At 65.8% G+C, this 12,005-nt stretch carries 6 protein-coding genes and 1 pseudogene; 3 read left to right on the top strand and 4 right to left on the bottom strand.

All coding sequences use genetic code 11. From position 1 onward, the window contains the following. Positions 1 to 1,702 (bottom strand): annotated as a pseudogene (locus IG178_RS21815) (hypothetical protein); the annotation flags it as partial. Between the two features lie 341 nt (positions 1,703 to 2,043). Between IG178_RS21815 and IG178_RS21810 the strand changes: the two are divergent. After that, positions 2,044 to 5,094 carry an ATP-binding protein gene (locus IG178_RS21810; RefSeq protein WP_193214708.1) on the top strand — a complete coding sequence of 1,017 codons (3,051 nt, stop codon included), beginning with the start codon at positions 2,044 to 2,046 and terminating at the stop codon, positions 5,092 to 5,094. Continuing rightward, a complete protein-coding gene (locus IG178_RS21805; protein ID WP_226895678.1) occupies positions 5,091 to 5,717 on the top strand; it encodes a response regulator transcription factor in 627 nt (208 codons plus the stop codon). The genes IG178_RS21810 and IG178_RS21805 overlap by 4 nt, the downstream gene beginning before the upstream one ends. Positions 5,718 to 5,742: 25 nt before the next feature. Here the strand turns inward: IG178_RS21805 and IG178_RS21800 are convergent, their stop codons facing one another. Both IG178_RS21800 and polA read right to left on the bottom strand, forming a co-directional pair. Next, positions 5,743 to 6,627, bottom strand: a complete 885-nt coding sequence (locus tag IG178_RS21800) for a hypothetical protein (RefSeq protein WP_193214707.1) — start codon at positions 6,625 to 6,627, stop codon at positions 5,743 to 5,745. Between the two features lie 113 nt (positions 6,628 to 6,740). After that, positions 6,741 to 9,515, bottom strand: a complete 2,775-nt coding sequence (gene polA / locus IG178_RS21795) for a DNA polymerase I (protein ID WP_193214706.1) — start codon at positions 9,513 to 9,515, stop codon at positions 6,741 to 6,743. A 148-nt stretch (positions 9,516 to 9,663) separates the two neighbouring features. On the opposite strand from polA, the gene IG178_RS21790 reads away from it, so the two are divergent. Continuing rightward, the gene (locus IG178_RS21790; RefSeq protein ID WP_193214705.1) at positions 9,664 to 10,284 is read left to right on the top strand and encodes a hypothetical protein; all 621 of its coding nucleotides are present in this window, start codon (positions 9,664 to 9,666) and stop codon (positions 10,282 to 10,284) included. Positions 10,285 to 10,317: 33 nt separating this feature from the next. Here IG178_RS21790 and IG178_RS21785 read toward each other — a convergent pair whose 3' ends face one another. After that, positions 10,318 to 11,808 carry a gluzincin family metallopeptidase gene (locus tag IG178_RS21785; protein ID WP_193214704.1) on the bottom strand — a complete coding sequence of 497 codons (1,491 nt, stop codon included), beginning with the start codon at positions 11,806 to 11,808 and terminating at the stop codon, positions 10,318 to 10,320. Between the last annotated feature and the right edge of the window lie 197 nt (positions 11,809 to 12,005).

Here is a 12,005-nt window from a genome sequence, read left to right as displayed (position 1 = left end):
GATAGAGCGAGCCGCCGGGATCCTGGATGCCGGCATACTGCAGGCCGTCGCCGCCAGTCGAGCCGATGGCGGCGATGCTTTCGACGAAGGCGTGGCCGTCGACGGTGCCAGCCAGGAGGGTCCAGTTGTCAGGCACCCCGTCGATGAAGCCGCCGGCGGCATCGGGGAGCTCGAAGCTGTGGTTGGTCACCGCCACGGTGGGCAGGTTCTCGGTGTCGGAGGTCGGATCGGTGCCGAGCAGGAACTCCCAGCGGTCGGTGGTGCCGTCGCCGTCCGTGTCGGCAAGGTTGGGGTCGGTGCCGCTCACGGAACCCGCCACATACGTGACGTCGGGATTCTCGTCGCCGTCCTTGATGCCGTCGCCGTCGGTGTCCGGATTGGTCGGGTCGGTGCCGGTGAAGTCGACGCCACCCCAGCTGCCGACGAGATCCTCCTGGAGGTCGTTGTAGCCGTCGTCGTCGGTGTCGGACAGATGGGGGTCGGTGCCGCGGTCATACTCGGCGTAGTTGAGGAGGCCTTCGCCGTCCGGGTCGCCGTCGGGTCCGTTGTCGGGATTGACCGACCCGTCGTCGTTCGGATCGAGAAGGTTGGCGACTTCCCAGCCGTCGGGCAGGTCGTCGTCGTCGGAGTCGGGTTTCGAGGGATCGGTGCCGGTGTCGGTTTCACTGACAAAAATGCCGGTGCGCGTCTCGATACCGTCAAGAAGGCCGTCGGCGTCCGAGTCGTTGTTGTTCGGGTTCGTCCCGTCGACGCCGCCGTGGTATTCCGCGAGGTTGTCCAGGTCATCCTGGTCCGGGTCGCCGGCAGCACCGTTGACGGGATCGCCCTCGCCGTTGTCGTTCGGATCCAATCCGTAGTTCTCTTCCCAAGCGTCGGGAAGCCCGTCGCCGTCGGTGTCCTGGGTGGCGGAGACGTCGGTGCCGATGATCTGGAAACCATTGATCGGGCAACGGGCTGGATTGGTGCCCGCTTCGTCCAGACGGATGTAGAAGGATCCGGCGGTCAGGCCGCTGAAGACGGTGTAGTTGCCCGCAGCGGAGCTGCCCGTCGATTTGACGAAGGTCGGATTGGTGCCCCAGTTCGAGTTGTCGAGGATGTCGATCCGGCCGGTGAGGTCGGCCCCGACACCGGGATCGCCGTTGACCGGATTGGCGCCGTCGGCCGCGGCGAGCCAGACCTTGGCGGCGCGCCCGCCGGAGGCGTCGTCGCCGTCGGAATAGATCACCACGCTGTAGGTCTCCAGGCTGTTGTTGGCGATCCAGGTGTCGAGCCCGGTGACCAGGATGGTCGGCTTGTCGTCATTGGACCCGAAGACCCCGTTGAACGGCTCGGTGATGGCGGCACCGTTGGAGTCCTCGTAGTTCTTCATCAACTTGTGGTTCGGGTCGATGAGGGGATCGGCATTGTTTTCCCACATGCCGGTGGCATCCCACTTCATGTTGACGGCGGTGGCGGTGCCGGTGCCGTCATTGAGGACGGACGGGTTGCCCCAGCGTCCCCGGTTGTTCCAGTTGGTCTGCTCGAAGCCGGGTGCGCCGGCCGATTCGGCCGCGCCCAGCTGGCTGGCGGCGGCTTCGGTGAAGTTGACTCCGATCGGGATCTCCACGGCGTGGGAGAGGTTGATGCAGAGGGGTGATGACAGGCCGATGGCAGTGGCGAGCAACTGCCGCCGGGTGGTTCCGGATGCTTGGGTTCTGGTCATGGGTTCTTGGGTTCGGGGGATTCCGGGGCGGCGGGCATCCAAGGGAGATGCGCGGAGTCCGGTATCCCGGGATAGGACGCTGCACGCTAGGAGGAGAGGGTCTTTTCTGGCTAGCTACCCATGTTGGTAGAGATTATTCCGGGGAGTCAGGATGCCGCTCCGCGATGACATGTTACGGGTTGATTTGCTTCGCCAGGCCGGCTTGGTGTGCTGAAACAATCCGGTCGCCGCAACGACGGCAGCGAGTGATGAAACCGCCCATGGCGTCTCCAGACCGTTCAACCCCGGACCCGATCCGCGGGCGGGCCGCTGCGGTTTGCATCCTGTTAGGAATTGTCCCCATGTTGGTGACCGCGGGTTTTGCCGCGGAGACCGTGCGCGCCGATCTGCCGCCGATCACCCTCGCCGAGCTCGGGGAGTCGGTTGCCGCGACGGGTCGCGAGATCTCCAGCTTCGAGCTCGAGGGGACGGTGTGCGCGGTGGGGGGATCGCGCCATCTGATCGCCCTGCAGGATCATTCGTCCACGCACCTTGTCGAACTGCCCGGGCTCCCCGCGGATGTCGTCGCGGGAGGCCGGGTCCGGATCCGCGGATTGGCCTGTGCGGTCAGCCGTGGCCGGCATGCCATCCGGCTGGGGACGGCGCCAGTGGTGGACGTGGACTACCATCATTCGTCGATCACCCGCGCCGGGGAGGTCTATCTCGAGGCCGGGCTGCAGCCGCTGAGGATCGACTGGTTCAACGGCTTCTCCGATGCGGCCCTCAAACTGGAGTGGGAAGGTCCGGGTTTCTCGAGGCGGGCGGTGCCGGCCCGCGCCTTCGCCCATCGCGAAGAGGATGGGGATGAAGTGTCGGCCGGTCTACGATACCGATCGTATTTGGGAGGAAGTTGGCGGATGATTCCGGATTTCGGGGCCTTGGAGCCGGTGGCGAGCGGGATCACCGACGCGGTCGACGTCGCCTTGCGGCCGCGGCACGAGCACGTCGGCATGCAGTTTTCGGGATTGTTGAGGGTGCCTTCGGACGGGGTCTACACGTTTCACCTCACCTCCGACGACGGGGGGCGCGTGATCATCGGCGAGGCCAGGGCTTCGTGCGAAGCGGTTTCGGGAGGCACGGCCTTGCCGGTGGCGTCGCTGGCAGTGCCCTGGGAAGCCTCGTCGGACCGGCTGGCGGGAAGCTGGGCGAAGGCGGAAGGCGTCGTGACCTTCGCTGCAAGGATGGAGGGGCGGATCGAGTTGGACCTGGCCGGACGGACTGCGTCGATCCACGCAACCCTGGTGGATCCCGGAGACCTCGACCCGGCGGCCTTGATCCATCGCCGGGTGGAAGTGCTGGGGGTCGGTCGTGCCGAGGGCATCATCGTCGTGGATGCCCGCCATCTCGAGGTGGTCCCGAACGACTCCGGACGTGACGAGGTGATCACCCGTGCCGAGGACGTCCGGAAGTTGCAGCCGGACGAAGCGAGCAAACCGTTCCGGACCAAGTTGCGGGGAGTGGTGACGAACGTCAGCCCGAACTCGCTGGTGATCCAGGATCCGAGCGGCGGGGTGTTTGTCTATTGCTCCGACGCCGAATTCGCCATTCACCCGAACCTGGGCGAATTGTGGGAGATCGAAGGGACGACGGATCCGGGCGACTTTTCGCCGATGATCGTGGCGGAACGGGGCCGCTATCTTGGAAGCGCGCCGATGCCCGAGCCGATCGTGCCGATCTGGGAGCAGCTGGCGAGTGGAAGCCTCGACGCTGAGTATGTGGAGATCGAGGGCGTGGTCGTCTCCGCCAGCGAAGTCGAGATGGTGCTGTTGACGCGCGGGGGGAAGTTGCAGGTCCAGTCGAACCAGTTCAGCCCGAGCCCCCTGAACGACCTGGATGCAAGTGCCAGGGCCGCGTTGCCCGGGAGTGTCGTGAGGCTTCGCGGCGTTTTTACTGCCAACTGGGATTGGAGGACCGGGCGCGTGAATCCCGGGATTTGCCAGTTGGGGAGCTCGTCGATGGTGATCGACGAGCCGGCGCCGGTGGATCCCTTCGCCGCGGACCCCATGCATGCATCCGACCTGCTGCTTTTCACCTCGCACCCGGGAGCGTTCAAGCGGGTCAAGGTCACCGGCGTACTGCTTCATGCCCGCCCGCCCGAATACTATTGCTTCGATGGCAGCGAGGGATTCCGGATCGTCAGCAGGAGTGCCAAGGGACTGGTGGCGGGAGATCGGGTGGAGGCGTCGGGCTTTCCCCGTCTTGGTGGACCTTCGCCGGTCCTGCTGGAAGCCGCCGCACGAAAAGCGGGCGTGGACGAACTGCCGGAGGCCGTGGTCGTCGAGTCCGGGAGACTGCCGGACCAGGATCTCGACTCCACGCGGGTGTCGGTCCAAGCCACATTGCTGAGCGACACGTTGAGGCGGGATGAACGGGTCCTCGAAATGCAAGCGGGAGAGCAACGCTTCGTGGCCCGGCTCGCGGCAAACGGTGCCGACCCGGTCGAACGTGGCAGCCTGCTCCAAATCTCCGGCACCTATGCGGGTGCGCCGGCGGACCGATCCTCCGCCGGGGATCCGTTCGAGATCCTCCTCAACGGACCGGCCGACCTGCGGATCCTCAAGCGCGGGCCGTGGTGGACCTTGCGCCATACCATCGTGACGATCGCCGTGCTTTCGGGGGGCTTGTTGATCGCCTTGATCTGGGTCCTGGTGCTGCGGCGCACCGTCAACCTCCGGACCCGCCAGCTCGCGGCGGAGATCGAGGAACGGCAGACGGCGGAACGCCACCGCGAGTTGGAACAGGAGCGCAGCCGGGTGGCGCACGACTTGCACGACGAATTGGGTTCCGGCATCACCGAGGCCGGCATGCTGGCGTCGCTGGTGAAAAACCCGGCGATCCCGATCGACCGGAAATCGGACTATCTCGACCAGTTGTCCGAGGTTTGCCGCAGCATGGTCACCGGTCTCGATGAGATCGTCTGGGCGGTCAATCCCCGCTACGACTCGGTCGGCGATCTCGCCGGCTACTTCTCCCTTTTCGCCCAGCGCTTCCTCGACCTGGCGGGAATCCATTGCCGCCTGAAGATCGACGAATCGATGTCGGCCCATCCACTCGATTCGCGCCAGCGGCACGGCCTCTTCCTCGCGTTCCGGGAGGCGCTGAACAACGTGGTGCGTCACTCGGGGGCAAGGGTGGTCACCCTTTCGATCGTCACCGGCGCGGATGACCTGAAGGTTTCCATCTCCGATGACGGCCTCGGTTTCGAACAATCCGAGGCGAATCCCGGCAGCGACGGGCTTGTCGGGATGGAGGAACGATTAAAGAAGATCGGTGGCGGTTGCCGTGTGCTATCGTGCCCCGGGCAGGGCACCACCGTCGAATTCACCCTGCCCCTGGAGGCTGCACCATCATGACCCGAATCGGCATCGTCGAAGACAACCGCACCACCCGCGAAGGGCTGGAGACCATCATCAACCTGTCGCAGGATTTCCGCTGCGTCTGTGCCTATGACACCGCGGAGGAAGCCCTTGAGAATCTTCCGGAGCATTCACCCGAGGTGGTGCTCATGGACATCCAGTTGCCGGGCATCTCGGGGATCGAGTGCGTGGCGCGGCTGAAGAAGCTGATGCCGGAAGTCCAGGTGATCATGGTCACGGTGTACGAGGATCCCGACAGGATCTTCAGCGCGCTGCGCAACGGCGCTTCCGGTTACTTGCTGAAACGCTCCGCACCCGATCAGGTGCTGGCGGCCATCCGCGATGTCCAGAACGGCGGGGCACCGATGAGCGGCGAGATCGCCCGCAAGGTGATCCTTCATTTCCGGGAGCAATCGACGACCGCGGCCGAGGTCGAGAAGCTCACGGCACGGGAGCGGGAGGTGCTGGAACTGGTGGCCCACGGCTTCATCAACAAGGAGATCGCCGACCGGCTCAGCGTCACGGTGGAGGCGATCCGCTGGCACCTGAAGAACATCTACGCGAAGCTCCACGTCCACTCGCGCACGGAAGCCGCGCTGAAGTTCCGCGGGCCCGGTTGAGGAAAGTTTTCACGGCAGCGGAGGGTCAGGGGGCAGTGACGAACGGCGTGTAGAGCTCGCTGGCGTTGACGCGGAAGATGCCCCTGCCCGCGGGCAGGAGGGGGGTCGAAAAGACGTGGGGTGTCGTGCCGGTGATCCCGGTCTGGCCGGCGACGGTTTCCCAGCCGACGGAAGAGGGAGTCAGAAGCTTTTCCACGCTGCACTGGATGCCGTTGCCGGGGGTGAAGGCCAGTTCGAAGTCGGTGGCTGTGTGGCTGGCTGCCAACGCGGGGCCGGTGACCCGCGGCTGGAGTTTCACGTCATCGATGGCGGCCGCGACGCTTCCCGCCCCCGCCGTCCGGAAGAAGCGGAAGCTGAGCCATTCGATGTCGGTGATCGATTCCGCGGTCAGTTCGACCGGCACGTAGCTCCCCGCCACGTCGTCGAAGTAATACCAGGTTTCCTCGAATCCGAACCTCAGGCCGAACCAGCCGCTGCCGGGGAACTCGAAGTTGTAGTAGGAGGTGCTGAAGTAGAGCCGGGCTCCGGCGGGGCCGGTGGTGTAGATCGAGCAGTCGATCTGATCGAAGGTGGCAAGGTCGGCGATGAGGGCATCGACCAGGATGCCCTGGATGTTCTCGGCGGCGTAGTCACCCATCAGTTTGCCGCCCCCGGCATTGCCCTGGATCTCGGTGAAGAACTCCAGCGCGGCGCCGCCGATGTGGAAGGAATAGACGAACTCGTCCCCGGGCACGCTGTTTTCCCACTCGAGCGCATAGGCGTTGAAATCGGCCCAGTCGAACAGGCCCCAGGCATTCACGTTGCCGGCGGTGGAGAAGGTCTCCCACGCGCCGGCTTCCGCGGCGGCGAGGGGAGCCGCGGGAAGGAACATCGCGAGGAACACGGGGGACAGGTTGCGGGGGTGAAGCATTCCGTTCCGATAGCAGAATGCGCGCCTCGTTGCGATCCTGATTGCAATGAATTGAAGAACGGCCGGCGAAATCCAGCGGGGCGGGGGGGGCCGCGCTCCCGGCCGCGCTCGGGTCAATGGGCGGCCAGCCAGTTCGCACCGGTGCCGTGTTCAACGAGGATCGGGACGTCGCCGGGAAGGGGCAGGGCGGTTTCCATGGCGTGGAGGATCACCGGGACCAGCTGTTCCCTTTCGTCGGCGTGGAGGTCGAAGACGAGTTCGTCGTGGACCTGGAGGAGCATCCGGGACCGGTACGGCTTCTCCCGTAGCAGGGCGTCGATGCGGATCATGGCGAGCTTGATCATGTCGGCGGCGCTGCCCTGGATGGGGGTGTTGATGGCAGCGCGCTCGGCATTGCCGCGGATCGCCTGGTTGCCGGAGGTGAGGTCGGGGAAGTAGCGGCGGCGGCCGGTGAGGGTCTCGACGTGGCCGCTTTCCCGCGCTGCGGCGATGGTGCGGTCCATGAACTCCTTGATGGCGGGGTATTGGGCGAAATAGTTGTCGATGATTTCCGCCGCTTCGCCGCGCGGGATGCCGAGGCGCTGGCTGAGGCCGAAGGCGGAGATGCCGTAGATGATGCCGAAGTTGACCATCTTCGCGCCACTGCGCTGCTCGCGGGTGACCTCGCTCTCGGCGACGCCCCAGACCTTGGCGGCGGTGGCGGTGTGGATGTCGCGGTTTTCCCGGAAGGCCTCGATCATCGAGGCGTCCCCGGCCAGCGCGGCCATCACGCGGAGCTCGATCTGGGAGTAGTCGGCCGAGAGCAGGGTGAAGCCGTCGCGCGGGACGAAGGCCTTGCGGATCTGGCGGCCGAGCTTGGAGCGGACGGGGATGTTCTGGAGGTTGGGATCGGTCGAGGCGAGGCGGCCGGTGGCGGCAACCAGCTGGTGGAACTGGGTGTGGATGCGCCCGGTCTCCGCGACGATGTGGCCGGGCAGCGCGTCGAGGTAGGTGCCCTTGAGCTTGGTGGCCTCGCGGTATTCGAGGATCTCGTCGATGATCGGGTGCTTGCCGGCGAGCGTGCTGAGGGTCTGTTCGTCGGTCTTGAACTGGCCGGTCTTGGTCTTCTTGGCCTTCTCGACGAGGTTGAGCTCGGTGAAGAGGATCTCACCGAGTTGCTTCGGCGAGTTCAGGTTGAAGGGGCGGCCGGCGTGGGCGGCGATACTGGTGGAGAGTTCGTCGATCCGCTGCTGGAGCTGGCTGCCGATTTCAACGAGCGCGCCGGGGTCGACGGCGATGCCTTCCATTTCCATCCGGACCAGCACCGGGAGCAGCGGGCACTCGATGTCGCGGAAGACGTGCTCCTGGCCTTCGAGGAGCGGGCGGAGTTTTTCCGCGAGCTGCCAGGTCACGTCGGCGTCTTCGGCGGCGTATTCGGCGAGCGTTTCGAGCGGGATGGCGGCGATGTCGAGGTCCTTGGAGGCTTTCTTGGTCTCGGCGAGAGAGAAGAGGTCGTCCTGTGCGGCGGGTTCCGGCTTCGCGGCGTTGGCGATGTCGGCGAGCTTGATCGGGGTGTAGCCGAGCATCGTCTCGCTGAGGTAGTCCATGGTGTGGCGCTGGTCGGGATGGACCAGCGCGTGGGCGAGCATGGTGTCGAAGAAGGGCCCGGCGACCTCGATGCCGTGGTGGTGGAGGACGGAGAGGTCGTACTTGAGATTGTGGCCGACTTTCTCCGCGGGGCCGGAGAGCGCTTCGCGGAGAGGTGCGAGCAGGGAGTCGGAATAGGGCAGGTACCAGGCTTCACGGGCCTTCCAGGAGAAGGCGATGCCGAGAAGCTTGGCCTCGAAGCGGTCGAGGGCGGTGGTCTCGATGTCGAAGCAGAAGGACGCTTGCTTGGAGAGGGCATCGATAAGCTCCGCCTGCTTTTCCGGGGTGTCGGCGAGATGGTAGGTGTGAGGGACCTCGGCAGCGGTCTTGAAGGTGTCGAAGAGGGTTTCGGCGGCTTCCGGTCGGCCGGGGGCGTCCGACCCTGCCTTTTCCACCTCGCCGAAGAGGCGCTTGGTCAGGGTACGGAATTCGAACTCGGTGAAGAGCTCCTTGACGGCATCGTCGTCGCGCTCGGACAGGGCGAGGTCTTCCCAGGTGACCTCGATCGGGGCGTCGATGATGATGGTGGCGAGGTCTTTCGACAGGCGCGCCTGCTCGGCGAAGGTCTCGAGGTTTTCCTTCTGCTTGCCCTTGAGCTGAGAGGTGCTGGCGAGGAGGTTTTCGACCGAACCGAATTGGGCGATCAGCTTCTGGGCGGTCTTCGGACCGATGCCGGGGACGCCCGGGATGTTGTCGACCGAATCGCCCATCAGGCCGAGCAGATCGATGATCTCGTGGGGATCCTTCACACCCCAGATTTCAGGCAGCTGCGGCACGCCGATGACTTCGTGGTCGGTGCCCTTGCGGCCGGGTTTCCACATGAAGGTGTGCTCGTCGAGTAGCTGGGCGAAATCCTTGTCGGGCGTGACCATGTAGGTGTCGAAGCCTTCCTTCTCGGCGCGCTTGGCGAGCGTGCCGATCAGGTCGTCGGCCTCGTAGCCGTCGATCTCGAGCAGCGGGATGTGGAAGGCCTGGCAGAGCCGCTTGACGTGCGGGATGGCGGCGGCGAGTTCCTCGGGCATCTCGTCACGCTGGGCCTTGTAGGCGGGGAACTTCTCGTGGCGCGGGGTCGGGGCCGAGGTGTCCCACGCGACACCGAGGTGGCTGGGCTTCTCCTTTTCCAGGATGGTCAGCAGGGTGTTGGTGAAACCGTAAAGGGCGGAGGTGTTGACACCCTTGGAATTGCGGATGGGATTCTGGATGAAAGCAAAGTGCGCCCGGTAAACGAGGGCCATTCCATCCAGCAGGAAAAGTCGCGGCATGGGGGAGGCTAGGGGCGGGGGGAGGAGGGATGCAAGTGACCAGCTTGCAAGCGTGAATCCCGGGTGAAACATCGGGTTCGGTGGCATTCCGCTGATACGGAAAAATCTGGCCAAAGGTTGGAGGAAGTTCCTACGTATGAGCATTCATATGAACCTGTTTGTGCCTATTCTCTGTGTCGTCGCCGCCGGTGTGGCGGGATATTCGCTCGAGCCATCGATGCGATACAGCCTGACCGGACAGGGACGGACCAAGCAGGTCGTCGTCAGCAATGACGAGGCGGAGGAAGAGGTCGCGCCCCCGGTCGTCGAGCCCGCTCCGACACCGGTCCCGGCGCCCACGCCCGCTCCGGTGACCCCGCCGGAGCCGGCCGAACCGCCAGCCGTCGTCCAAGCGGATCCGGAGCCTGAACCGGAGCCGGTCGCCGAGCCGCCGCCGGTGGCTCAGAACGAGCCGGAGGAGATGAAAGAGCCCGAGCCCGAACCGGAACCGATGCCGGAACCCGCCGCCTCGCTGGGGCCGGAAGAGATCGTCAAGGCGATGCAGGAAAGCATCAAGGCGAAGCAAGTGAAGGAGTTTGCCTTCGAGCAAGTTCTCGGCTGGAAGGCCGGGGAGGAGGAGGACGTGGATGGCGAAAAATACCAGACCGGCCTCGCCTCGTACAAGGCGGAGACGATTTTCGGGGTAAAGACCATCCAGGCCAAGGCGCTGATCAGCGGCGGCAAGGTGGTGAAGTGGATCTGGCCGAACAGCGGGATGGAGATCAAGTGATCTCCGCCCGGAGGTTCTGAAACGCGCCGTCGTTCAGCCGGCAGCGACCGGCTCGCGGGTCCCGAGATAGCGCTCCTCCAGGTGCGCGAGGTGCGCGTCCGCCGTGGGCGGCCGGCCGGTGGCCGCTTCGATGAGATCGGCAGGCGTGGGAACCGCGCCCCGGTCATGGATGTTCTCGCGCAGCCAGGCGAGCAGCGGCGCGTAGTCGGCCTTGGCGATCGCCGTGCCGATCCCGGGCCGCGAGCTGGCACTGGCGAAGAGCTGGGCGGCGTTGAGGTTCCCCAGGGTGTAAGTCGGGAAATACCCGAGCCCTCCCATGGCCCAGTGGATGTCCTGGAGGCAGCCGCGGGCATCGTCGGGCGGGGTCATGCCAATCAAGTCGCGGAAGCTTTCGTTCCAGGCGGCGGGCACGTCCTTGACCGCGAGTTCGCCGGCGACCAGGCGCCGCTCCAGGCCGAAGCGCAGGAGGATGTGGAGGTCGTAGGTCGCTTCATCCGCCTCGACCCGGATGTAGGAAAAGTCGGCGCGGTGGACGGCGGCGAGGAAGTCGTCGAGCGAGATGCCGGCAAGTTGCGGGAAGTGATCGACCGCGACCGGCAGCCACTTTTCCCAGAACGGGCGCGAGCGGCCGACGTGGTTCTCCCACAGCCGCGACTGCGACTCGTGGATGCCGAGCGAGGCCGAGTCCCCGGATGGCAGGCCGAATTCGCCGGCCGGAAGGCCCTGCTCGTAGAGACCGTGACCGGCTTCATGCATCACGCCGAACAGCGACGAGGTGAAGTCGTCGATCTCATAGCGGGTCGTCAGCCGGACGTCGTGGGGGCCGAGCGTGGTGCAAAACGGATGCGCAGTGGTGTCGATCCGCCCCGCCTCGAAATCGAAGCCGAGCGACGCGGCGACCTTGGCGTTGAAGGCCTGTTGCTCGCGGATCGGATAGGGCCCCGCGGGGAGCCGGGCGGCGCGCTGGCGGGAGCGTTCGACCGCGGCGGCGGCGATGTCGCGCAGACGGGGCTTGAGAGTGTCGAACAGCGCGGCGATGCCGGTGGCCGTGACGCCGCGCTCGTAGGTGTCGAGCAGTGCATCGTAGGCCTCCGCCTCGTAGCCCCAGCGTTCGGCCTTCTCGCGGGCGATGCCCAGCAAGGTCTCGAGGTGGGGGGCGAAGGTGGCAAAATCCGAAGTCTTGCGGGCGCTCGCCCAGGCTTGCTTGCCGAGCGACGAAGCCTGGGCTTCGCGGGCCACCAGTTCGCCGGGCAGCTTGGTGGCGCGGTCGAAGTCGCGGCGCATCGCCGCGACCAGGGCAGGTGCGGCCGCCTCGGCCTCGGCGGCGGCAAGGGCCTCGCCATAAGCCTGCGAGGTGGCGAGTTCGTGAGCGCGCTTGGACAGCCAGGAAATCTGGTCTGCGCGCCAGGCGTAGGCCTTGCCGGGGAGGTAGGTTTCCTGGTCCCAGCCGATCACGGAGGCGGCGCTGGCGACAACGGCCCGTTCGCGGGCGAGGGTGCGAAGGTGGTCGAGGGCGGTGCTCACGGCAGCAAGCTGTACGCCCGACCCGTGGCAGGCAATGTCCGACGGCTCGGTGGCCGGCACTTTTTCTGTACCAAGGAAAGGATCACATTTACGGCCGGGGCCTTCAGGGGGGGGCGGGACCCCGGGGAAGGGATGCCGATCGTCCAGCGGACGCTGGCGATGCGGGGCAATCGCCGCGGGGGGCTTGCAGGGCGGGG

It is taken from the genome of Neoluteolibacter marinus, assembly GCF_014904755.1.
Classification (GTDB): domain Bacteria; phylum Verrucomicrobiota; class Verrucomicrobiia; order Verrucomicrobiales; family Akkermansiaceae; genus Haloferula; species Haloferula marina.
Note: the sequence above shows the minus strand (reverse complement) of the source record. Positions and strands in the feature narration are given on the sequence as shown.

What these genes read in the sequence shown, in the direction of transcription:
- IG178_RS21790 (WP_193214705.1), top strand. Translation starts at nt 9,664, where the DNA reads ATGAACCTGTTTGTGCCTATTCTCTGTGTCGTCGCCGCCGGTGTGGCG.
- IG178_RS21800 (WP_193214707.1), bottom strand. Translation starts at nt 6,627, where the DNA reads ATGCTTCACCCCCGCAACCTGTCCCCCGTGTTCCTCGCGATGTTCCTT.
- IG178_RS21805 (WP_226895678.1), top strand. Translation starts at nt 5,091, where the DNA reads ATGACCCGAATCGGCATCGTCGAAGACAACCGCACCACCCGCGAAGGG.
- IG178_RS21810 (WP_193214708.1), top strand. Translation starts at nt 2,044, where the DNA reads ATGTTGGTGACCGCGGGTTTTGCCGCGGAGACCGTGCGCGCCGATCTG.
- polA (WP_193214706.1), bottom strand. Translation starts at nt 9,515, where the DNA reads ATGCCGCGACTTTTCCTGCTGGATGGAATGGCCCTCGTTTACCGGGCG.